The 22,273-nt window shown below is 73.0% G+C and carries 24 protein-coding genes; 12 read left to right on the plus strand and 12 right to left on the minus strand.

The genetic code is table 11. From position 1 onward, the window contains the following. Window positions 1–4: 4 nt before the first annotated feature. Genes BM290_RS39345 through BM290_RS39375 form a run of 7 tightly spaced genes read right to left on the minus strand, consistent with a single transcriptional unit; the run spans window position 5 to window position 5,759 of the window. Window positions 5–1,018 carry a sensor histidine kinase gene (locus tag BM290_RS39345; RefSeq protein WP_093621059.1) on the minus strand — a complete coding sequence of 338 codons (1,014 nt, stop codon included), beginning with the start codon at window positions 1,016–1,018 and terminating at the stop codon, window positions 5–7. Next, window positions 1,015–1,725, minus strand: coding sequence for a response regulator transcription factor (locus BM290_RS39350; protein WP_093621060.1), 711 nt, complete (start codon window positions 1,723–1,725; stop codon window positions 1,015–1,017). Before BM290_RS39350 ends, BM290_RS39345 begins: the two co-directional genes overlap by 4 nt. A gap of 9 nt (window positions 1,726–1,734) precedes the next feature. Further along, the gene (locus tag BM290_RS39355) at window positions 1,735–2,169 is read right to left on the minus strand and encodes a hypothetical protein (protein WP_093621061.1); all 435 of its coding nucleotides are present in this window, start codon (window positions 2,167–2,169) and stop codon (window positions 1,735–1,737) included. After that, on the minus strand, window positions 2,166–3,629 hold the full coding sequence (locus BM290_RS39360) for a molybdopterin-dependent oxidoreductase (RefSeq protein ID WP_203779584.1): 1,464 nt from the start codon (window positions 3,627–3,629) through the stop codon (window positions 2,166–2,168). The genes BM290_RS39355 and BM290_RS39360 overlap by 4 nt, the downstream gene beginning before the upstream one ends. After that, complete coding sequence (locus BM290_RS39365) at window positions 3,602–4,243, minus strand: class I SAM-dependent methyltransferase (protein WP_093621062.1); 642 nt, start codon at window positions 4,241–4,243, stop codon at window positions 3,602–3,604. The genes BM290_RS39360 and BM290_RS39365 overlap by 28 nt, the downstream gene beginning before the upstream one ends. After that, a complete protein-coding gene (locus BM290_RS39370; protein WP_093621063.1) occupies window positions 4,240–5,103 on the minus strand; it encodes a TIGR04282 family arsenosugar biosynthesis glycosyltransferase in 864 nt (287 codons plus the stop codon). The genes BM290_RS39365 and BM290_RS39370 overlap by 4 nt, the downstream gene beginning before the upstream one ends. Further along, a complete protein-coding gene (locus BM290_RS39375; protein ID WP_093621064.1) occupies window positions 5,100–5,759 on the minus strand; it encodes a glycosyltransferase family 2 protein in 660 nt (219 codons plus the stop codon). Before BM290_RS39375 ends, BM290_RS39370 begins: the two co-directional genes overlap by 4 nt. A 154-nt stretch (window positions 5,760–5,913) precedes the next feature. On the opposite strand from BM290_RS39375, the gene BM290_RS39380 reads away from it, so the two are divergent. Next, window positions 5,914–6,963 carry an NAD-dependent epimerase/dehydratase family protein gene (locus BM290_RS39380; protein ID WP_239143866.1) on the plus strand — a complete coding sequence of 350 codons (1,050 nt, stop codon included), beginning with the start codon at window positions 5,914–5,916 and terminating at the stop codon, window positions 6,961–6,963. After that, the gene (locus BM290_RS39385; RefSeq protein ID WP_093621066.1) at window positions 6,960–8,270 is read left to right on the plus strand and encodes a hypothetical protein; all 1,311 of its coding nucleotides are present in this window, start codon (window positions 6,960–6,962) and stop codon (window positions 8,268–8,270) included. Before BM290_RS39380 ends, BM290_RS39385 begins: the two co-directional genes overlap by 4 nt. A 16-nt stretch (window positions 8,271–8,286) precedes the next feature. Here BM290_RS39385 and BM290_RS39390 read toward each other — a convergent pair whose 3' ends face one another. Beyond that, on the minus strand, window positions 8,287–8,892 hold the full coding sequence (locus tag BM290_RS39390) for a formyltransferase family protein (protein WP_093621067.1): 606 nt from the start codon (window positions 8,890–8,892) through the stop codon (window positions 8,287–8,289). A gap of 177 nt (window positions 8,893–9,069) precedes the next feature. On the opposite strand from BM290_RS39390, the gene BM290_RS48795 reads away from it, so the two are divergent. After that, a complete protein-coding gene (locus BM290_RS48795) occupies window positions 9,070–9,228 on the plus strand; it encodes a hypothetical protein (RefSeq protein ID WP_177320085.1) in 159 nt (52 codons plus the stop codon). Here the strand turns inward: BM290_RS48795 and BM290_RS39395 are convergent. Then, window positions 9,203–10,159, minus strand: coding sequence for a DUF2071 domain-containing protein (locus tag BM290_RS39395; RefSeq protein ID WP_093621068.1), 957 nt, complete (start codon window positions 10,157–10,159; stop codon window positions 9,203–9,205). The genes BM290_RS48795 and BM290_RS39395 overlap by 26 nt on opposite strands. A gap of 49 nt (window positions 10,160–10,208) precedes the next feature. After that, window positions 10,209–11,123 carry an oxidoreductase gene (locus tag BM290_RS39400; RefSeq protein ID WP_093621069.1) on the minus strand — a complete coding sequence of 305 codons (915 nt, stop codon included), beginning with the start codon at window positions 11,121–11,123 and terminating at the stop codon, window positions 10,209–10,211. A gap of 130 nt (window positions 11,124–11,253) precedes the next feature. On the opposite strand from BM290_RS39400, the gene BM290_RS39405 reads away from it, so the two are divergent. From BM290_RS39405 to BM290_RS39420, 4 genes are all read left to right on the plus strand, one after another. Beyond that, entirely contained in the window at window positions 11,254–12,120 is an 867-nt protein-coding gene (locus BM290_RS39405) for a helix-turn-helix transcriptional regulator (RefSeq protein WP_093621070.1), read from the plus strand. 205 nt (window positions 12,121–12,325) lie between these two features. Continuing rightward, on the plus strand, window positions 12,326–13,039 hold the full coding sequence (locus BM290_RS39410; protein ID WP_093621071.1) for a hypothetical protein: 714 nt from the start codon (window positions 12,326–12,328) through the stop codon (window positions 13,037–13,039). Window positions 13,040–13,254: 215 nt separating this feature from the next. After that, entirely contained in the window at window positions 13,255–14,067 is an 813-nt protein-coding gene (locus BM290_RS39415; protein ID WP_093621072.1) for an alpha/beta hydrolase, read from the plus strand. Between the two features lie 13 nt (window positions 14,068–14,080). Beyond that, the gene (locus tag BM290_RS39420; protein WP_093621073.1) at window positions 14,081–14,875 is read left to right on the plus strand and encodes a hypothetical protein; all 795 of its coding nucleotides are present in this window, start codon (window positions 14,081–14,083) and stop codon (window positions 14,873–14,875) included. Between the two features lie 255 nt (window positions 14,876–15,130). Here the strand turns inward: BM290_RS39420 and BM290_RS39425 are convergent, their stop codons facing one another. Then, entirely contained in the window at window positions 15,131–16,693 is a 1,563-nt protein-coding gene (locus BM290_RS39425) for a pectate lyase family protein (protein ID WP_093621074.1), read from the minus strand. Window positions 16,694–16,862: 169 nt separating this feature from the next. Here BM290_RS39425 and BM290_RS39430 point away from each other — a divergent pair, with 169 nt between their 5' ends. From BM290_RS39430 to pntB, 5 genes are all read left to right on the plus strand, one after another. After that, complete coding sequence (locus BM290_RS39430) at window positions 16,863–17,246, plus strand: hypothetical protein (RefSeq protein ID WP_093621075.1); 384 nt, start codon at window positions 16,863–16,865, stop codon at window positions 17,244–17,246. A 2-nt stretch (window positions 17,247–17,248) separates the two neighbouring features. Then, window positions 17,249–17,626: a hypothetical protein gene (locus tag BM290_RS39435; protein WP_143134095.1), complete on the plus strand. Its 378-nt coding sequence runs from the start codon at window positions 17,249–17,251 to the stop codon at window positions 17,624–17,626. Further along, window positions 17,623–18,516 carry a hypothetical protein gene (locus tag BM290_RS39440; RefSeq protein WP_093621077.1) on the plus strand — a complete coding sequence of 298 codons (894 nt, stop codon included), beginning with the start codon at window positions 17,623–17,625 and terminating at the stop codon, window positions 18,514–18,516. Before BM290_RS39435 ends, BM290_RS39440 begins: the two co-directional genes overlap by 4 nt. A 106-nt stretch (window positions 18,517–18,622) precedes the next feature. Further along, window positions 18,623–20,140 (plus strand): Re/Si-specific NAD(P)(+) transhydrogenase subunit alpha, encoded by a 1,518-nt coding sequence (locus tag BM290_RS39445; RefSeq protein WP_093621078.1) that lies wholly within the window; start codon window positions 18,623–18,625, stop codon window positions 20,138–20,140. A gap of 2 nt (window positions 20,141–20,142) precedes the next feature. Continuing rightward, a complete protein-coding gene (gene pntB / locus BM290_RS39450) occupies window positions 20,143–21,576 on the plus strand; it encodes a Re/Si-specific NAD(P)(+) transhydrogenase subunit beta (protein WP_093621079.1) in 1,434 nt (477 codons plus the stop codon). A gap of 91 nt (window positions 21,577–21,667) precedes the next feature. On the opposite strand, the gene BM290_RS39455 is transcribed toward pntB, so the two are convergent. Then, window positions 21,668–22,159, minus strand: a complete 492-nt coding sequence (locus BM290_RS39455; RefSeq protein WP_239143865.1) for a CAP domain-containing protein — start codon at window positions 22,157–22,159, stop codon at window positions 21,668–21,670. Window positions 22,160–22,273: the final 114 nt, after the last annotated feature.

Below are 22,273 nucleotides of genomic sequence, written 5' to 3' on the forward strand. Positions count from 1 at the left end.
CGGGTCACGTGGCCGGTAGGCGTACCTCGAACTGGCAGCCGCTGCCGGTGTTGCGGACGCCGACCCGGCCGCCGTGGGCCTCGACGAGACCCCGCACGATCGCCAGGCCCAGCCCACCGCCGCCGGAGCCGTCGGTCCCCGGTGTGCGGGCACGCTCCCCACGGAACGCCACGTCGAAGACCCGCGAAAGATCACCGTCGGGGATGCCGCCGCAGGTGTCGGAGACGGCGAGCCACACGCTGCCCTGCTCGTGGCCGGCGGCGATGTGCACGGTCCCGTCCGCCGGCGTGTACCGCACCGAGTTGATCAGCAGGTTGCTGACGATCCGGCTGAGCTCGCGCTCGCCGGCCCGCACGACCGGCCATCCGCTGTCCGCGGCGACCAGCCGGATCCGGCGGCTCGCGGCCAGCGGCGCGACCCCGGCGATCGCGTCCGACACCACCTCGCTCAACGGCACCGTCGTCGGCACCAGCTGCAGGGCGCCCGCATTGATCCGGGACAGCTCGAACAGGTCGTCGACGAGACGCGTCATCCGGTCCGTCTCGACCCGGATCCGCCGGTGGTAGTCGTCGACCGTGACCGGATCGCGGATGATCCCGTCCTCCAGGGCCTCCGCCATCGCTCGCAGACCGGCCAGCGGCGTACGCAGATCGTGCGACACCCACGCGACCAGCTCCCGCCGGCCCGCCTCCAGATGCCGCTCCCGGTCGCGGGCCGCCTGCGCCCACACCGCCGACGCCGCCAGCCGGTGACCGAAGACCGCGCCGACACCGAGACTGATCACCGCGGACGCGGTCACCGTGACCAGCACGACCCACAGATCGTGCCCGGACAGGAACATCGCCCGCGCCACCGTGGCGACGCCCGCGACCACGGCCAGCACGGTCACCGCCAGCAGGACCAGCACGTGCACCAGAATGGAACGGCCCCGCAGCAGCCGCAGCACCCCGGCGCCGGCCAGCCCGACGACACCGCCGGCGGCGAGCGAGTACAGCCCGATGAGCAGCGTGTCCTTCATCGCCGGGTCCCCTGCTCGACGGGGTCGTAGCTGTAGCCGACACCCCAGACGGTACGGATCCGTGCCGGCTCGGCCGGATCGTCCTCGATCTTCTCCCGCAGCCGCCGGACGTGGACGGTCACCGTCGACTGGTCGCCGAACTGCCAGCCCCACACCCGGTCCAGCAGCTCGGCGCGCGACCAGGCCCGACCCGGATGGCTCATCAGGAAGACCAGCAGATCGAACTCGCGGACGGTCAGCGACAGCGGCACGCCGGCCCGGTCGGCGACGCGACGGGCCGTGTCCACGATCAACTCCGCGTCACGCAGCGTGGTCGACGCCACGGGGTACGCGGCAGGCCCGGCCGCGCGGCGCAGCACCGACTGGATCCGCAGGACCAGCTCGCGCGGCGAGAACGGCTTGGTCACGTAGTCGTCCGCGCCGACCTCCAGACCCAGCACCCGATCCGCCTCCTCACCCAGGGCCGTCAGCATGATCACCGGCAGTCCGGGCAGCTGACGGCGGATCCGCCGGCACACCTCCAGGCCGTCGATCCCGGGCATCATCAGATCGAGGACGACCAGGTCCGGCCGGTGCGCGGCGATCGCGGCGAGCCCGTCGGCGCCGTCGGCAGCCAGGTGCACCTCACAACCCGCCTGCTCCAGGTAGCGCCGGACGACGTCACTCACCGTCGCGTCGTCGTCGACCACCAGCACCCGATGTCCCATCCGGCCACGCTACCCATCACCGGTTCCGCGTACCGCACCGCCGGGCCTTTCGGATTTCTTACGACCCGCCCGCCACAGCGTCCCGGCGACGGCGACGGCGAACAGCACGACAAGAAGATTCCGGAGGTACGGGGAAGGCAGCGCCGAAGGATTGCCGTCCTCCCGCCCGAACCCCAGGACCAGCGGCAACGCGACGATCGAGACCGCGGCGGCGGCGACCGTCACCACGACGGCCGCCGGGCGCCGCCGCCGGGGCACGAACCGCGTGATCACCGCCCCCGCCGCGAGCACCAGCGGCATCCAGACCAGATCGTGCACGACCAGCACCCCGGCCAGGAACGTCAGCACGCCGGCCGGCGCGAGGTCCGGGTCGGCCAGGGCGCCGGCCACGGCGTACCCCATGATCAGAATTCCGGCCGTGACCAGCGCCGCCCGGGCTCTCATCGGACCTCCAGCACGGTGATCCGGCCGACCCATTTGGTCTGCAGCACGCCGGGCCGGTTCGGGGCGATCAGACGCGCCGGATATCCGTGGTCCGGATGCAGCGGCTCCCCACCCAGACGCAGCGCGATCAGGGTGAGCGGATCCCGCGCGTGCGACGGCGGCACGGTCGTCGACCGGTAGCGGCCGCCCGCCTGCAGCGACTCCACCAGCACTGTCGCGTCGTCCGGGTCGTCGCCGGCGAGCGCCACCAGATCCCGCAGCCGCACCCCGGTCCACCGGCCCGACGCGCTCCAGCCCTCCACGCAGGCGATCGGCAGGTCCGCGGTGTGCTGGGGGAGCGCGGCCAGGCCGGGCAGGTCGAGACTCAGGCTCCGCCGGGCGCCGGTCAGCGCCAGCCGGTACCCGGGGTCGCGTACCAGCTCGGCCACCCCGGCGCCGGTCGCTGTCGCGTTGACCGGCAGACCCTGGGGGCCCACCTGCGGCAGACGCGGCGCGAGGACCGCCAGACCGGACAGCGGGCGCACGGTCTGACCGACGGTGGTCACCGTGATCAGCCCGGCCGCGGTCCCCACCGCGGCGAGGACCCCGCGCCGGCTCAGCCCACCGTGGTCGGGTCCGGCGGCAGCCGCGGCGGGGCGGCCGTGGTGGGCCGGTTCGTGGTGGTCGGGCTCGGCGGTATTCGCGGCGGGGCGGCCGTCGAGGGTCGGTTCGTGGGCCGGTTCCTCGTGGTCGGGCTCGGCGGCATCCGCGGCGGGGCGGCCGTCGAGGGTCGGTTCGTGGGCCGGTTCGTCGCGGTCGGGGTCGGCGGTGCCGGTGGCGGGAAGGCCGCGGCGCGGCGGGCCGGCGGGATCGGGGGCGAGCGCATCACGGACCACCGGCAGCTGTACGCCGATGTGCGTCAGCAGCGCACCCACCGCCAGCCACGCCACCCAGTAGTGGGCGGACGTGAAGAAGAACGGCATCGGCGCATACCAGCGGGCCACGTTCAGGACTCCGCTGACCACCTGGAACAGTGCGGCGGCGACCAGCACGGCGACGCTCGCGCGTTCGGCGGCGTGCGCGACCGACCGGATCGGCGGCCAGGTGAACAGACGCGGATAGACCGACCACAGTTTCGCGCCGAGCAGCGGGACCGTGGCCAGGCCGGTCGCCACGTGCAACCCCTGGGTGAACCGGTAGAGCCCGACCGGCCGCGACGGCCACCAGAACCAGCCGGGCGGCTGCTGGACGAGATGACTGACCACGCCGGTCACGAAGCACACCGCGAACGCCACCCCGAGCGCGATGCCGAGCCGGCTGGTCAGTCCCGGCGAGCGTACCGCCGAGGTGAATCGTCCCGGCCGCATCGGTCCTCGCCGCAGCGCCTCGGGCGGGGCCGGCAGAGGCGCGTCGAGCCACCGGGCCAGCCGTCGTAACGGGTGCGGGTGGCCGGTCATCGGGGTGTCAGGGTGGTGAACCATCGACCCGCCTCCGTCCAGGTGTCGAGGACTCGCAGGGCCGTCGCCGACGCCAGCGCGGCGAGACCGTCCAGCGGGACGCTGGCCCAGCGCAGCGGACCGGCCGCACCGGTCGTGGAACGCACGGTGGCCACCCCGGACCACGCGGGCGTGCCGGGCGGCGCCACCTCGGCGTGCAGCCGCCCACCGGGGCCGAGCAGCTCGCCGCACCGCAGCAGCAGCCGGTGCGGGTCGCCGCCGATGCCGATGTTGCCGTCGGCCAGCAGCAGATGCCGCCACCGCCCGGTCCCGGGAACCGGGTCGAAGACGTCACGCTGTAACGCGACAGCGCCGCGCTCCCGGGCCAGGCGTACCGCCGCGGCGCTGATGTCGATGCCGAGCGCCGGGCGGCCCGCCTCGGTCAGAGCGCCGGTGAGCCGCCCCGGCCCGCAGCCGACGTCCAAGGTCGGCCCGGTGCAGCGTTCGAGCAGCGTGGCGTCCCCGGCGATGACGTCCCGGCACCACGCCCCCGGGTCGAAGCGCAGCACCGCGCCCCCGGCATGGTGGGCGGTGAACACGGCGGGAATGCCGGCCGCCGCCCGGCTGATGGCGGCGTCGAAGACCGCTACGGCGCTCATCGCCCGACCACCGTGGACACCGTCCCGGCCGCGAGTCCTGTCCCGGCGGTCGTTCTTCCGCCGGCCGGCTCCGCGCGCGTCGGCGGATCCGGAGGCGGCGGCACGTCGTCGGCGGCCGGGTCCAGCGGTGCGGGCCCGTCGGTGGCGGCCGCGTCCGGGAGTGCGGGCCCGTCGGTGGCGGCCGCGTCCGGGAGTGCGGGCGCCTCGGAGACGGCCGCGTCCCGGATCGCCGGCACGTCGGTGGCGACCGCGCGGGCGAAGCGGCTGTCCGGCGGGCACAGCGCGGCGACCGTACGGGCGTCGGCCGCGGTGTCCACGTCGCGCAGCCGGGGCAGCAGGTGCACCCGCAGGCCGCGGCGGCGCAGGGCGGTCAGCGTCTCCCACCCGGTGGTGGCCGTGGAGGTGGCGATCCGGCGCAGGACCTCGGCGTGTCCGGGATCGCGCAGCCCGAGCGCCCACCACCCGCCGTCCTCGGCCGGCCCCAGCACCGCGTCCGAACCGGTCAGCCGGCTCAGCGCCGGATCAAGGTGGGTGGACGCGGTGAGTTGCGGGGTGTCCATGCCGATCAGCAGCACGGCCGTGCCCGCCGGCCGGGCGTCCGCGAACGCGTTTGCCAGACGGTCGCCGAGGAGACCGCCGCGCTGCGGGAGCGTCGCCCAGCCCGGGGGCGCCGGATGGTCGCCGTCGAGGACCAGGGTGCGGGCGGTGGCCGTACATCCGGTGGCTGTCTCCAGGGTGTCGGCCAGCGCGGCGGCCGCGATCCGGGCCGCCTGCGCCGGTGTGCAGGGTGGGCACAGGCGGGTCTTGACCCGGCCCGGCACCGGCGCCTTCGCGATCAGCAGGATCTGGGCGGCGTTCATCGGGCCAGCACCGCGCTCATGTCCCGGACCGCCCGCAGCGTGCCGCGGACGGTGCCGGTAACCTTGGACCGGGTGCCGGCCGCCCGGGGCAGGTAGTCGACGTCGACCTCGACCACCCGCCACCCGGCGCGTCCGGCGGCGATCAGCAGCTCCAGGGGATAGCCGAACCGCCGGTCGCGTAGTTCGAGCCCGAGCAGGTCGTCGCGGCGTACCGCCCGGATCGGCCCGATGTCGTGCACGTCGAGGCCGGTGGTGCGCCGCAGCCGCCGGGCGAGGAACGCGTTGGCGGCCCGGGCGTGCAACGGCCAGACCCCGGCCGCCACCGGCCGCCGCCGCCCGGTCGCCAGCCGCGCCTCGCCCGCCCGGACCGGATCGGCCAGCAGCGGCAGCTGCGCCGGGTCGAACGATCCGTCGGCGTCCAGCACGCACACCACGCCGTCGTCCGGGTCGGCGGCCAGCACCCCGGCGTGCACCGCGGCGCCGTAACCGGGCCGGTCCACGGTGATCACCTCGGCCCCGTGGGCGCGGGCCACCGCCGCCGACCCGTCGGTCGAGCCGTTGTCCACCACGATCGGCCGGTAGCCGGCCGGCATCCGGGTCAGCAGGCCGGGCAGGGCCGCGGCCTCGTCCCGGCAGGGAAGCACCACATCGGTCATGCTGCGGACGCTAGGGCCGGATCGGCCGGGAAATCCTTACGTCGCGATGACGGAGTCTTACCGAACGATGACGTCGCCCGGCAGTTCTTACGATCCCCTGACGGACGGCCCCGACCGGCCCCCGCGACGTCGTCCCGGCCCTACCGTCGGCGCCGTGACCCATGTACTCGTGACCGGCGGCGCCGGTTTCATCGGAACCCATGTCGTGACCGCTCTGCGGGAGGCCGGCCACCGGGTGACAGTGGCGGACGCCGGCCACCCCGGCGCCCATCGGGAGCCGCTGCCGGACGCGGTGGCCGGCGCCCCGGTGCGCCGGCTGGACCTGCGCGACCGGGCGGCGATCACCGACGCCCTGGCCGGTGTCGACGTCGTGGTGCACCAGGCCGCCATGGTCGGGCTCGGCGTGGACCTCGACGACCTGCCCGAGTACGTCGGCTGCAACGACCTCGGCACCGCCGTCCTGCTCGCCGCGATGGCCCGCGCCGGGATCCACCGGCTCGTGCTGGCCAGCTCGATGGTGGTCTACGGCGAGGGCGCCTACACCTGTCCCGCGCACGGGCCGGCCCGCCCGGCGCCGCGCACCGTCGCGGACCTGGCCGCCGGACGGTTCGAGCCCGCCTGCCCACAGTGCGGGACCGCCCTCGAACCGGGCCTGGTCACCGAGGACGCGCCCCTGGACCCGCGCAGCGTGTACGCCGCCACCAAGGTCGCCCAGGAGCATCTCACCGCCGCCTGGGCACGGCAGACCGGCGGCGCCGTGGTGGCGCTGCGCTACCACAACGTGTACGGCCCGGGCATGCCGAGGGACACCCCGTACAGCGGGGTCGCGGCGATCTTCCGGTCGGCGCTGGAGGCCGGCCGTGCGCCACGGGTGTTCGAGGACGGCGGCCAGCGCCGTGACTTCGTGCACGTGCGGGACGTGGCCGCGGCCAACCTGGCGGCCCTGACCGCGACCGGCACGATGAGCGGCTGGCGTGCGTACAACGTCGCCTCGGGTCATCCGGTCACCGTCGGCGAGATCGCCGGGGAGCTGGCGCGCGCCGCCGATGGGCCGTCTCCGCTGGTCACCGGGGAGTTCCGGCTGGGCGACGTACGGCATGTGGTCGCCTCCCCGGCCCGTGCCCGCGCCGAGCTGGGATTCCGGGCGGCCGTCCCGCCCGCCGCCGGGATCGCCGAGTTCGCCTCGGCCCCGCTGCGCGGATGAGCGCCCGCCCGCCCCGGCCCGATCTGATCGCCGCCGCCGTCGCGGTCGGCCTGTTCGCGGTGGCCGCGATCACCGGCGGGGTGCTGCACCGGCTCGGCCGTCCGGTGTACGCCGGAGCGCCGCCCCTGCTGGCCCAGTGGCTCCCGCACGTCGGCCCCGGCACCCCGCTCGCCGTTCTGGTGGCGGTGCTGACCTGGTGGCGTGGCCCGGCGCTGGCGGCCCGTCTCGGCCGGCGTCCGCTGCTCGCGCTGTCCTATGTCACCGCCGTGGCCTGGACGCTGTCGCTGGCGCTGATCGACGGCTGGCAGCGTGGCATCGCCGACCGGCTCACCACCGAGCACGAGTACCTGCACGAGGTTCCCGGCATCACCGACATCCCGGCGACGCTGTCCGTGTTCACCACCCGGATCCTCGACTTCCAGCCGGACTCCTGGGCCACCCACGTGTCCGCCCACCCGCCGGGCGCGCTGCTGGTCTTCGTCTGGCTCGACCGGATCGGGCTCGGCGGCGGCGCCTGGGCCGGCCTGCTGTGCATCCTGGTGGCCGGGCTGGTCGCGGTCGCGGTCCCGCACACGGTACGGGTCCTCGGCTCCGACGAGGCGGCCCGCGCCGTGACGCCGTTCGTCGTGCTGTTCCCCGGCGCGGTCTGGTTCGGGGTGTCCGCCGACGGCCTGTTCGCGGGCGTGACGGCCACCGGCGTCGCGCTGCTGGCCCACGGCGTGGCCCGCCGCAGCGGTGCGGCCGCGGCCGGCGGTGGCGTCCTGCTGGCCTTCGGTTGCTACCTCTCGTACGGCCTGGTCCTGATGGCCGCCGTCGTCCTCGCCGTGATCGTCCTCGGCCGCACCCGGCGCACCGCGCTCTGGGCCCTGGCCGGCGCGGCGCCGGTCGTGGCCGCGTTCACGCTGGCCGGCTTCTCCTGGCCGGAGGGCTACCACCTGCTCATCGAGCGTTACTACCAGGGCATCGCCACCGATCGGGCGTACGGCTACTGGGTCTGGGCGAACCTGGCCCTGCTGACCGTCTCGGCGGGCCCGGCGGCTGCCGTGATCCTCCGCCGCGCGGTGGCGGCCGCCCACCCGCGGGCCCGCGACGCGACCTGGGTGCTGCCGCTGGCCGCCGCCACGGCGATCGCCGCCGCCGACCTGTCCGGCTACAGCAAGGCCGAGGTGGAACGGATCTGGCTGCCGTTCGCGGTGTGGCTGACGGCCGGCGCGGCCCTGATCCCGCCCGCCGGGCGCCGCACGTGGCTCGCCGTGCAGGCGCTGGTCGCCCTGACGGTCAATCACCTGGTCCTGACCGTCTGGTGAGGGCCGGGCCCGCGGGTCAGCCGGCCACGACCACGTCCCGGCGTGCCGAGCCGGTCGGCCGGTCCCAGGTGAACGCCCGGTCGGCCTGGCGCATCAGCGGGCGCAACCGCGCCCCGGGCACGCCGGCCGGCATGGTCGCCGCCGGCGCCGGCACGAACGAGGGGTCGCCGGCCTTGGCCACGACCTCGTGGAGGCACTCCATGGCGGCGTCCGCGACCGGCCCGTTGTACAGGGCGGACTTGCGTGGCACGACGGCCGGCATGTCGAACGTGCGGGTCGCCCAGATCGGCCCGGCGTCCATCTCCTCGGCCGCCTGCAGCGCGGTGACACCCCACCGGGGCACGCCCTCGCTGATCGCCCAGTCCAGTGACGACGGCCCGCGGTCACCGACCGGCCCGGGATGAATGATCACCGTGCGCCAGCGGTGCCAGACCTGACGGGGCACCCGGTCCTTGAGGTACGGGCAGAGGATCAGGTCGGGAGCCGCCGCCCGTACCCCGTGGACGATCTCCGACTCGGTGCCGGCCAGAAGCACCCCGACGTCGTGTCCGGACTCCCGGAGCGCGCACCAGGCCCGCTGGCTGAGTCCGTTGAACGCCGACACGAGCAACAGGATGCGCATCTACCGTCTCCCTTGCGGCACGACCGATGGAGGCGGGCGCCTCCCCGCCACCAGGGTCGGACAGAGCCCGCGTGCCCGGCCGGGAAACGATCATCGCGTCACCCGGGCGGGCCGGTCCGTTTGGCGTCGTGCGGCGCCGGGTACGCCGCCACCAGCCGAACCGTCCGGAGGAAGAACATGCGTTCCCTGATCTACACCCTCGCCGTCGTCGCCGTCGTGCTGATCCTGCTCGGCCTCATCGTCAAAGCCGTGAAGTGGCTGCTGATCATCGGCGTGATCGCGCTCGTCGCCTCCATCGCCATGGGCGTGATCAAGGGCCGCCGCGCGCTGCGCTGACCTCCCGCTCCAGGTCGTCGTACTCCTCGGCGTCCACCCGCAGCGTCACCCCGCGGACGTGGAAGCTGAACGGCTCGGCGTCGCCGGCCAGTGCCCGAGCCGCCGCCGACCGCACCGGTCCGGCCAGGGGCAGGCAGTCGGCGGGGGAGAGGTCGAGCCGGATCTCCTGCCGCGTCACCCGTCGGTGCCAGGGTTGCACCGACAGGGCACGGTCCTGCGGTACGACGTACGCCAGCATGTCCTCGTAGGTGTCGAAAGCGGGCCGCCACGGGCCGTCGGCCGGAATCGGCACGTGTGTCAGCCGGGCCTCGGCGTCGGGGCCGCTTCCCCGCCCGGGATCGAGCCGCAGCAGCACCGCTTCGTCGTCCACGGCCCCCACGGCGGCGTGCCGCAGCAGATGCATGGGCAGCGCCTCGCAGAGCAGACGGCCGCCGAGCGCGTGCGCCGCCCGGTCGATCGCCGTCGTCACGAAGTGCACGCCGGAATGCCCGGAACGCCGGTCGTGGACGTAGACGCGCCAGTTGGTCTGCACCGGTGACGGCAGCAGCCGCCGCAGCCCGCCCGCCACGGCCGGGCCGAGATGCCCGTGCCGGTAGGTGAGGAACGTGAACACCGCCCAGTCGCCGCCGGGCCCGATCCGCTGCAGCTCCAGGCCTCGCGGCACGAGCGGCAGGAGACGATCGGCGGGTACGGCGTAGTTGACGTACACCACGTCGGTGATGTCGCTGACCATCGCCGGAACCGGGAACACCTCGCACGCCGCCCGGACCGCCCGGCTGTTGGCGAGCGCCTGCAGGGGCCGCGCCGCCGGGCCGCCGGGATGAGCCCAGTCGGCGTAACGGCCATGGGCCGTCCGCGGACGACGCCGCCGCAACACCATCTCGGCCCCCGCGGCGACCCCGGCCGCCGCCACCGCCACCCGGAAGATCACGGGAGGATTGTTCCGTACCGCGGCAACCGGCACGGCCGTCCCGGGACGGTCAGCCGCCGACCGCGCGGTGGTGACGGGCGACGGTGACGCCGGTCAGCTCCTCGGCCACCGCCCAGAGCCGCCGCCCGACGGCCGGATCGGCGGCCTCCCGGCTCAGTCGCGCCTCGGTGACCGGGCCCCGTGTCTCCCAGAGCCGGCCCGGGCCGAAGAACTGGCCGCCGCGTACGCCCGGCGCGGTCGCCGCCCGCAGCTGCGGCCTGGCGCCCTGCTCCACCGACTGGGTGGCGACCAGCCCGAGCCGCGCGATCACCCGTCCGAGCCGGCCGCGGTGCTCCCACGCCCGCGGCGTCAGGTTGGTCCGGGTCAGGCCGGGGTGGGCCAGCACGGACAGGACGGGGGAGCCGGCGGCGCGCAGGCGGCGGTCCAGCTCGACGCCGAAGACCGTGGTGGCCAGCTTGGACCGGCCGTAGGCGTCGGCCGCGCCGTAGCCACGTTCCACCATCAGGTCGTCGAAGTCCAGGTGCGCGCTCTTGTGGGTGATCGAGCTGAGGCTCACCACCCGCGCCGCCGGGGCCGCGGCCAGGTTGTCCAGCAGCAGCCCGGTCAGCGCGAAGTGGCCCAGCATGTTGGTGCCCAGGTGCAGCTCGAACCCGTCGGCGGTGGTGCGGCGCGGGCCCAGCAGCACCACTCCGGCATTGTTGACCAGCAGGTCGATCACGGGACGGTCGGCGGCCAGCTTCGCGGCGAACGCGCGTACCGAACGAAGGTCCGCCAGATCCAGCTCGCGGACCTCGACCCGCCCGCCGATCCGGCGAGCCGCCTCCTCGCCGGCGGCGGTGTTGCGCACCGCCAGCACGACGTGGGCGCCGTGCCGGGCCAGCTCGGTGGCGGTGACCAGGCCGAGGCCCGAGTTCGCGCCGGTCACCACGGCGATCCGGCCACGCTGGTCGGGAATGCTCTCCATCTTCTGCTCCTGACGTCCGATGCGGTAGGGGGACGACGCTAGGGGCGGCGGGAGCGGGATCGGTCGTACTCGGTTGCCTAGGTCTGCGCGACCTACCTTCGGCGTAGGGCACGGCCGCACACTGGACGGCATGACGCATCCGTACGCCCGTGAGCTCGGCGACTTCCTGCGGGCCCGGCGCGCCCGGCTGCATCCCCGCGACGTCGGCCTGGAGCCGGGCGGCCGGCGCAAGGTCGCCGGGCTGCGACGTGAGGAGCTGGCCCTGCTGGCCGGTTTGAGCACCGACTACTACCAGCGGATGGAGCAGGGCCGGGAGGTACGCCCGTCCGACGACGTCCTGGAGGCGCTGGCCGGCGCGCTGGCCCTGGACGACGACGAGCGCCGGCACCTGTTCACCCTCGCCCGGGCCGCCCGCCGTCCCGCTCCCGCCCGGGTGGACCGGACACCGGAGCGGGTTCCGGACAGCACCCGGCGCCTGCTGCGGGTGATGGACACCCCGGCCGTGGTGCTCGGCCGGCACCTCGACCTGCTCGCCTGGAACCCGATGGCCGAGGCGCTGCTCGGCGACCCGGACGGCTACCCGCCGGACCGGCTCAACATGCTGCTGCTGATGTTCGACGACACCCGTACCGCCGACCGCACCTGCCCGGACTGGGAGCGGCAGGCCCTCGACTACATCGGCATGATGCGCGCCGCGGTGGCCACCGATCCGACCCACCCGCGGGCCACCGCGATCGTCGGCGAGCTGAGCATCCGCAGCGCCGAGTTCCGCCGGCTGTGGGCCCGCCACGACGTGCGCGCGCAGGTCAGCGGCAGCAAGACGTTCCGGGTGCCGGAGGTCGGCGACATCGTCCTGGACTGGGACTCCTACCCGCTGCCCGGCGCCCCCGGCCCGGTGATGCTGGTCTGGACGGCCGAGCCGGGCAGCCCCGACGCCGACCGGCTGCGGCTCCTGGCGTCCCTGCACGCCTCCCGCACCCCCCGAGTGGCTGGTTGATTGGTGACCCAGGTCACATCCTTTCTGGTGGCCGGTGGTCATCTGTCCGGATTCGGCCGGCCGGCGGATGCCGATTGTCAACAAAACCCGTCGATGTACGGACAGTGAATACACAGTGGACACGTTAGCCTTCGGCGACCATTCCTGATGTCGAGGAAAACACGGGGGAAACGTGAAGAACCTCAGAAGGCTATTGATCGGAATAATGGCGTCGATCGTCACCGTGATGGCCGCCGCACAACCGGCCGTCGCGGGCGAATCCGCGGTCGGCCCGTGGATTCCGGCCTGTTTCGAGACCGGCGCGTCGACCTGGGCGCCGTTCCGCACGGAGGTCGACCTGGCCCTCGGCCGCGGCGAGATCACCAAGTTCCAGGCCGACCGCTACCGGTGCGACCCGCGGATCGCCCAGTCCGACCTGGTCAAGAGCATCGAGGCGGACATCGCCGCCAACCCGCCGGCGCTGGTCACCCTGCCGGAGCCCGCCGGCTGGTACGAGGTGGACGACGACGACCCGGACGCCGAGGGCGTGTCCTCGCTGGCCGCGGCCGCCAAGCCGAAGAAGCGCTGCATCTCCGGCTACCAGCTGACGCACAAGCTCGGCGGCGGCACGCTCACCGCCACCCAGACGCTGAACTGGTGCTACAACGGCAAGAAGGTCTCCGACTGGTCCGGCGAGTGCCGGGGCAAGGTGAGCACGTGGGGCAAGACCCTGCTGTGGTCGTTCGACGGCTGCCCGCAGAACGACTTCATCGGCTACAAGCTCGGTAAGTACAACCCCGGTGGAATTCACCACAAGACCGAGATCCGATTCACCAACAAGCAGTGGCAGGTTCCCGACGTCTCGACGCTGATCGAGCAGTGGGGCCACTACGACGGCAGCATCGACCAGATGGTGAACGGCAAACTGCTGCACAAGTGACAGCGGGCCGCGGCCCGTCACCGTATTCCACGGTGGCGGGTCACGGCGCATTCATCGCGTCCACTATTCTCGGTCGCCATGAGCGGTCGATTTCCCGAAGACGCGCATCACCACGCCGATGCCCCGGACCGCCACGAGTTGCTGCGCCGCCGGGCCCGCCGCATCCTCCGCCTGGGCCCACCCGTCAGCTGACCGCGTGCGGGCACACTGGCAGGATGAGGCTGGTGGCTCGTGGTGCTCTGGCCGTACTCCTCGTCGTGATGTTGATCCTGATCACGGCTTGGGCCGCCCAGCGGAAGCTGATCTACTTCCCGGACCGGACGCTGCCGCCGCTCGCCGCCGGCGCTCGTGCGGTCACACTGCGCGCCGCCGACGGGACCACGCTGACCGCCTGGCAGTTCGCGCCGCCCGCCGGCATCCCGGACCGGGACGTGTCCGTGCTGGTCATGCCCGGCAACGCGGGCAGCCGCGCGGGCCGGATCCCGCTGGCCACGGCCCTGACCTCGCTCGGGCTGACCGTGCTGCTGCTGGACTATCGGGGGTACGGCGGCAACCCCGGCAGCCCGTCCGAACAGGGCCTGGCCCTCGACGCCGACGCCGCGCACGCCCACCTGGCCGGGAACGGGCGGCCGATCGTGTATTACGGCGAGAGCCTGGGCGCCGCCGTGGCCACCGCCCTGGCCGTGCGCCACCCGCCCGCGGGTCTGCTGCTGCGCTCGCCGTTCACGGATCTGGCCGCGGCCGGGCGCGCCGCCTACCCGTTCCTGCCGGTCGGGACGCTGCTGCGCGACAGGTTCCCGGTGAAGTCGCTGATCTCGCAGGTCACCGCCCCGACGGTGGTCGTCTACGGCACCGCCGACCAGGTCGTGCCGCCGGAGCAGAGCCGGGCCGTCGCCGACGCCGCCGGCGGCCTGGCGCAGGTGACCGTGGTCGACGGCGCCGACCACGACGATCGTGTCCTGCTGGACGGATCCGCGCTGATCGCGGCCGTGGAGATGCTCCTGGCTAGGATCGAGCGACAGTTCTAGCAATGGAGCGTCGATGACATACCCGCCGCCGCCCGGCGAGCCGCTGCCGCCGCCCGTCGACCCGTATGAGTCGCCGCAGCCCACTCAGCCGCAGTACATGCAGCCGCAGTACACCCCGCCTTCCTTCGGGGGCCACGGCTACGGGCAGCAGCCCGCCTACCCGATGGCGCCGCCGGCCGCGACCGGGTCCCGGACGGTGGCGATCACCCTGGTGTCGATCGCGATCGGGCTGGTCCTGCTGGTCGGCGGCGGGACCGTCATCTACCTGCTGGGTCAGAAGACGTCCGGGACCGGCGCGGTTAAAGGCGCGAGCCCCAGCCCGAGCGCCTCGCCGACGGCCGGCCCGGCGGAGGCGGACATCAGCATCAGCGAGCCGAAGACGCTCAACGACTATCCCAAGATCGAGGCCGAGGACTTCGAGTCGCTCACCGGTGACCTGGAGAAACAGTTGAAGGGCTATCCCGGCGCGGACAACGCGTTCGGGGCCGTCTACGGGGACGTCGACGACAAGAAGCTGATCGCCGCGCTCGCGGCCGAGGTCGACATCGACGATCCACAGCAGATGCTGGACACGATGTTCCAGTCGTTCAGCGGAAAGAGCCAGCTCACCGGGGTCTCCGCGGCCGGTCTCGGCGACCTCGGCGGTGTCGCCCAGTGCGGCGACACCACATCGGGGGAGTACGAGATGGCCCTCTGCGGGTGGGCCGACGAGGGCAGCGTCGGCATGTTCCTGTTCTTCGACGAGACCGCGGTCGACGTGAAGGGCGACTTCCCCGACATGCGAGCCGAGATCGAGTCGAAGGACTGACCGGGCGATGCCCGCCTGTCCGGCGGGATCACCTGCCGGGGTAAGGGGGTTGCCGGGCCGGCGGGGATTGCTTGCCGGGGTAGGGGTTGCCGGGCCGACGAGGCTTGCTTGCCGGGGTAGGGGATTGCCGGGGCCGACGGGGATTTCTCGCCGGGGAAGGGGCTTGCCCGGACCTGCGGGGATCTCTCGCCGGGTAGGGCCCGCCCGGGCCGGTGGCGACCACCGGCCCGGGCGGGGTGGAGAGGTGGTGCCGGCTCAGGAGGCGTAGGTCTCGAACTCCGCGATCTTCGGGGTGCCCGACGAGCTGGTGATCTTGAAGGTGATCTTCGTGGTCGAGGTGGCCGCGAAGGTCTTCACACCGCCGCCGGTGCCGGAGGCCAGGACCGCGCCGGTGGCGCCGTCGAGGATCTGGAAGGCGCCGATCGACGACCCGGACGCCTCCCGAATGTTGATCTTCGAGACGGTGACGGCCGAGCCCCACTTGATCGAGATGTCGCCGGTCGCGCCGCTCGGCGACCAGATGGTGGTCAGGCTGCCGTCGCGGACGTTGCCGTAGCTGGTGCCGCTCGCCTTGCTGGAGCCGTCCGCGCCGGCGCCCGAGGCCAGGCTCAGGTTCGTGCCGGTCGGCTGGCTGGTGCCGGGGCTCGGCGACGTCGGGGTGCTGGGCGACGTCGACGGGCTGGACGGCGGGTTCGACGTCGGGCCGGTGGTGACCGAGCAGCTGCCGGTCGAGACGGCCAGGCCCTTGCCGGCGCCGGCGGTCGAGGCGACCACCGACGGCACGCAGGAGGCGGCGTCGAGCGTGTACGAGTACGGGACGCTCACCGTCGTGGTCGAGGCCATGCCCGGTCCGGCCGGCTTGTTCTCCGTGCCGGCGGCCGACCAGGTCACGTTGTCGAGGATGTTGCCGGACGTCTGCCAATAGCCGGCCGCGTCGGTGTAGAACGTGCCGAGCACGTCCTTGGAGTCCTCGAAGTAGTTGTTGTCCACCTTCGCCTTCGCGCCGGCACGGGAGTTGATGCCCGACTCGTTGAGGCTGAAGTAGTGGTTGTTGTAGATGTGCGCGACACCGCCACGCAGCAACGGCGTACGGGAGTCGATGTTCTGGTACTTGTTGTGGTGGAAGGTGATGAAGCTGTTGCCGGTGTCGGTCTCGCTGGAGCCGATCAGCCCACCACGGCCGGAGTTGCGCAGGATGCTGTAGGACAGCGTGACGTACTGGGTGTCGTCCTTCATGTCGAACAGCCCGTCGAAGCCCTCCGACTCGCCGCCCGACGCCTCCAGGGTGACGTGGTCGACCCAGACGTTGCGGACCGTGCTCTCCATGCCGATGGCGTCGCCGCCGTTGGAGGTCGGCGAGCCGGACTTCTTGACGTTCTTCACCGTCACGTTCTGGATGATGATGTTGCTGGAGTCCCGGATGTGGATGCCCAGCTGATCGAAGGTGGCGCCGGCGCCGACACCGATGATGGTGACGTTGCTGATCTCCTTGAGCTCGATCTTGTCGGCCGCGGTGTTGCAGCTGCCGCCGGACACCTTCGTCGTGTTGCCGTGGTTGATCGTGCCCTCGACCTGGATGATGATCGGCGTGTTGCTCGCCGCGCGGGTGCACAGCGCATTGTGGATCTGGGTGCCGGTGGTGGCCTTGACCGTGACGCCGCCCGCGCCGCCGGTGGTGCCGCCGTTCTGCGTGGCGTAACCGGTGACGCCACCGGTCGCGGCCGACGCCTCGTGCTGGGGGAGGCCCAGGGCGATCGCCCCGGCCAGTCCGGCGACGCCGGCCGCAGCGGACAGTCGCAGTGCGATGGATCGTCTCATGTGTCGATTCACCTGTTTTCTCAGCGCGCCGTCGGGATGCGCGCACGGGGGATGGCGCGGCGGCCGATTAAGGGGATGACCACCGCTACATGCAGGAAAGCGCTTTCCTCCTGCCTGATAACGCAGGATAGAGCGACTTCCGTGAATGAGGCAAGCGTTCGCGCCTAAGGTGCCGGGCATACTCCGCAGAATCCTCACCGCGCTCACGGTCGCGGCGCTGGGCGCCGCCCTCGGCGGCTCACGCGCCTGGCGCTCACCGGGCGACCTGCTCACCGACGAGCAGGCCCGCGCCCTGGTCGCCACCGCGACGGACGATGTTCCGGCGGCGTTCGTGGAGCGGTTCGACGCGGTCTTCGGCTACCGATACCCCGAGGACCGGCTGTGGGGCAGCGACGATGACGGGCCCGGGTTCGCGGTGGTCACGATCAACACCCCCACCGAGGGGTACGCCGTACTGGTCACCCGGTCGAGAGGAGGCTTCGAGGAGCTGGGCTGGCGGGCGGCGGACGATCCGGGGGTGACGGTGGCTTCGTGGCCCGGCGCGACAGTCTGAAAGTGACCACCTACGGGGCTCACCCGTGCGGCCCGGACGATGTGGAGTCCTGCGGCGCGCCACGGTCGGCCTGGCCGTACCCCGCCCTGGCCTTCGCTTTCGAACGCACCCGCCCACCGCTCGCCGTCCCGCTGACCGCGGCCGGCCGGCTTCTCGGCCTGGGCGCCGGATGGCTGCTCGCCGTCGTCGCCGCCGACCGGCGTCTGTGGTGGCGGGGCCTGGCCCTGACCGCGCCCGCCACCGCCATGGTCACCGCGTTCGCCCTGGTCCCGGGCGATGATCCGGTCTGGGAGGGCTACCTGTACCTGGGGCTGCGCCCGCTCGCCGTGGTCGGCGTGGTCCTGCTGGTCGTGGCCCTGGTCAAGGGCCGCCGCTCATGATCAGGCTTCTCCTCGCGCTGACGGTGGCCGCCGTCGCTGCGGCCGCGGGCTCCGCGGCGGGCTGGCTCTTCGCCGCGGATCTGCCGACCGACCGGCAGGCGCGGGCCCTCGTCGCCGCGGCTGTTCCTGATCAGCAGGCGGCGATCGTCAACCGGTTCGACGTGTCGTTCGGCTACGAGAACGGCCGCTACACGCCGGGCTTCGTGACCGTCACGATCAACTACCCGGACAGCGCCGCGGATTCCGACCTGGCCATCCGCGTCGAGCAGGGTTTCGAACGGATGGGCTGGGCCGTCTCGAACGCCGGCGACGGCAGCGGCTTCGAGGAGGCGGTCGGCGACGGCCTGTCCATGCGGCTGATCAACGCCGCGTACTGCGAGCCGCGGGAGCCGCAGTGGTGCGGCTCCGAGATCGGCGGTAGCGGTCCCTTCCCGGCGCTGGCCTTACGATTCCAGCCGGCCGCCCCGTGGCCCGTCGTGCCGCTGAGTGTCGCGGCCTGGTTCGCCGGCCTGGTCGCGGGTTGGCGGCTGGGCGGCCGGAGCCGGCTCCGGTGGCTGGGGCGATCCGGTCTGGTCCTGATGCTGCCGGCCATGGTTGCTGTGACGGCGGGGACTGTGCGGCCCGGCAACGAGCCCGCCTGGGCGTCGCTGATGGACCGGCGGTTCGGGGCGCTCGCGCTGGCCGGCGCCATTCTGCTGGTGGTGGCCCTGATCGCCGGTCGTGCGAACAGCGATGCCCCAGCCGCAGGGGGATCGGCTGGGGCATCGCGGTCCTCGGCCGGTCAGGCCGTGATCCGGGGGCTCACCGTTACCTTCGGCCCGTACCGCGGCGGCCCGATCGCCGATACGGTGCGCGATGGTGACCGTGTGGTTGCCGTGAGACGGTGGTGAGACGCCCCTGGATATCGGCGTACTGGTGGGTAACAATCACCCGGCGTATTGAACCGGCGGCTCCGGCTCGCCGTTTCCATGGTCAACATCTACCGAGGAGTCGACGGTGATCATCGGTGTACTGAGGGACCCGGATCCGGGTGAGCGTCGTGTGGCGGCCACTCCCGCCACCGTGGAGCAGTTGGCCAAACTGGGATATCAGGTGGTGGTGGAGCCCGGCGCCGGTGCCGGGGCGTCCTTCTCCGACCAGGCGTACGCCGAGGCCGGGGCGACGATCGGCGACCCGCTGGGCGCCGACGTCGTGTTCACCATCAACCCGCCGCTGGATCGGCTCGACAGGCTGGCCGAGGGCGCCACGCTGATCGGCATGCTGAACCCGCGCCTCGCGCCGGAGCTCGTCGAGGACCTCGCCCGCCGCCCGATCACCGCCCTGTCGATGGACGCGGTGCCGCGCATCTCCCGGGCCCAGTCACTCGACGTGCTGTCCTCGATGGCCAACATCGCCGGGTACCGGGCCGTGGTCGAGGCCGCCCACGCGTTCGGCCGGTTCTTCACCGGGCAGGTCACCGCCGCCGGCAAGGTCCCCCCGGCCAAGGTCCTGGTGGCCGGCGCGGGCGTCGCCGGGCTCGCGGCCATCGGCGCCGCCGGCAGTCTGGGCGCGATCGTACGGGCCACCGACCCCCGCCCCGAGGTGGCCGACCAGGTCCGCTCCCTCGGCGGCGAGTACCTCTCGGTCGAGGCCGCCGACGTCGAGGTCTCGTCCACCGGATACGCCAAGGAGATGTCCGACGACTACAACGACCGGGCCGCGCGGCTCTACGCCGACCAGGCTCGCGAGGTCGACATCGTGATCACCACCGCGCTGATCCCCGGCCGCCCGGCGCCCCGGCTGATCACCGCGGACATGGTCGCCACCATGAGGTCCGGCAGCGTGATCGTCGACATGGCCGCGGCCAACGGCGGCAACGTCGAGGGCACCGTCGCCGGCGAGGTGGTCGTCACCGCCAACGGCGTGACGATCATCGGCTACACCGACCTCGCCGGCCGGCTGCCCGCCCAGGCCAGCCAGCTCTACGGCACCAACCTGGTCAACCTGATGAAGCTGCTCACCCCCGGCAAGGACGGGCAGCTGGTTCTCGACTTCGACGACGTGGTGCAGCGGGCGGTCACCGTGGTCCGCGACGGGGAGCTGACCTGGCCGCCGCCGCCCGTCGCGGTGTCCGCGGTCCCCGCCGCCGTCGCCGCGAAACCGGTGGAGGCCGTCGGGAAACCGGTCCGCAAGCCGCGCGACCCGCTGCTGATCACGGGTGTCGCGGCGGCCGCGCTGTTCCTGCTCACCGCCGCCGCCCCGGCCGCGCTGCGCGGGCACCTGACCGTGTTCGCGCTGGCCATCGTGATCGGCTACTACGTGATCGGGCACGTGCACCACGCGCTGCACACCCCGCTCATGTCGGTCACCAACGCGATCTCCGGGATCATCGTCGTCGGCGCCCTGCTCCAGCTCGGCCACGGCGGCGCCGTCGTCACCGGTCTCAGCGTCGTGGCGATCCTGCTGGCCAGCATCAACGTCTTCGGTGGCTTCGCGGTGACCCGCCGGATGCTCGCCATGTTCTCGAGGAGCTGAGCATGTCCATCGCAACGGCGGCGAGCGCCGCGTACATCGTCGCGGCCCTGCTCTTCATCCTGGCTCTGGCGGGACTCTCCAAACACGAGACCGCGAGGTCCGGCAACACGTTCGGCGTCGCCGGCATGGCCCTGGCGCTGGTCGCGACCATCGGGCTGGCCGCCGGCGGTGGGATCGGCGCGGTCGACCTGGCCCTGCTCGCGGTGGCCGTCCTGATCGGCGCGGCGATCGGCCTGCAGCGGGCCGCGACGGTCGAGATGACCGGCATGCCCGAGCTGATCGCCCTGCTGCACAGCTTCGTCGGCCTGGCCGCGGTCCTGGTCGGCTGGAACGGCTACCTGCGCGTCGCGGACGCGGGCAGCGACGAGGCCCGCCAGCTGGAGTCGCTCGGCATGCTGGGCATCCACCACGCCGAGGTGTTCATCGGCGTCTTCATCGGCGCGGTCACGTTCACCGGCTCGATCGTGGCGTACCTCAAGCTCTCCGCGAAGATCCGGTCGAGCCCGCTGATGCTGCCCGGCAGGAACGTCCTCAACCTCGGCGCGCTGGCCGTCTTCGCCGCGCTCACCGCCTGGTTCGTGATCGAGCCGCGGCTGTGGCTGCTGGCCGTCGTCACCGTGCTGGCGCTCGCCCTCGGCTGGCACCTGGTCGCGTCGATCGGCGGCGGCGACATGCCGGTCGTGGTGTCGATGCTCAACAGCTACTCCGGCTGGGCCGCCGCGGCCGCCGGGTTCCTGCTGGAGAATGACCTGCTCATCGTCACCGGGGCGCTCGTCGGCTCGTCCGGCGCGTACCTGTCGTACATCATGTGCAAGGCGATGAACCGGTCGTTCCTCTCGGTGATCGCCGGTGGCTTCGGCATCGAGGCCGGTCCCGCCGAGGACAAGGAGTACGGCGAGCACCGCGAGATCAACGCCGAGGGCGTGGCGGAGCTGCTCACCGGGGCCGACACGGTGATCATCACGCCGGGGTACGGGATGGCGGTCGCCCAGGCGCAGCACGGCGTGGCCGAGCTGACCCGGGTTCTGCGCGAGCGCGGGGTGGACGTCCGCTTCGGCATCCACCCGGTGGCCGGCCGGCTGCCCGGGCACATGAACGTGCTGCTGGCCGAGGCGCGTGTGCCGTACGACATCGTCCTGGAAATGGACGAGATCAACGACGACTTCGCCGGCACCTCGGTGGTGCTGGTGATCGGCGCCAACGACACGGTGAACCCGGCCGCCACCGAGGACCCGTCCAGCCCGATCGCCGGCATGCCGGTCCTGAAGGTCTGGGAGGCCGATCAGGTGATCGTCTTCAAACGGTCGATGGCCTCGGGTTACGCCGGGGTCCAGAACCCGCTGTTCTTCCGCGACAACAGCGCCATGCTCTTCGGCGACGCCAAGGACCGGGTCGAGGACATCCTCAGCGCGGTCCGGCAGGTCGCCGCGGTCTGACGGCTCCCGAGAAGGCCCGGCGCCGACGGCGCCGGGATTTTCGACGACGCCCCGGCCGATGAGCGGCCGGGGCGTCGTGACGTGCGGTGGATCAGTAACCGAAGTCCTGCGTGTAGTACGGGGTGCCGTTCGCCGAGAGGACCACGCCGACCCCGACCGACTTCGACTTGCAGTTGAGGATGTTCTCGCGGTGGCCCGGGCTGCGCATCCAGCCCTCGACCACGGACGCGGCGGTCTGGTAGCCCCACGCGATGTTCTCGGCGGACGGCTGGCCGTACCCGGTGGCGCGGGCCCGGGCGACGAACGACGAGCCGCCGCTCCCGGTGTGCGAGAACGTGCCGGTCCGCGCCATCCACGCGCTGTGCCCGCGGGCGGCGGTGGTCAGCTGGGCGTTCACCTTGAGGGCGGCGCAGCCCTGCCGGGTGCGCTCGATGTTGGTGAGCCGGTTGACCTCGGTCTGCAGAGCCTGCTCCGAGGCCTTCGCCGGGGCGGCCTCGGCCGGGGTCGCGATCATCGTCATGGCGCCGGCGGCGGCGGGGGCGAGGAGGGCGGTCACGGCGAGGCGGCGAAGAAGCTGGCGCAAGAGCAAACCCTTTCGAGGTACGGGGCCCGCGTTTCGGGCTCACCGGTGACTTCGGCCCGGCTCCGGCCCCGGTGATCGCGAGCACGGTGCGTGACGGTCTCCGTCCGGTTGCCG

Source organism: Actinoplanes philippinensis (assembly GCF_900113015.1).
In the GTDB taxonomy this organism is placed as follows: Bacteria; Actinomycetota; Actinomycetes; order Mycobacteriales; family Micromonosporaceae; genus Actinoplanes; species Actinoplanes philippinensis.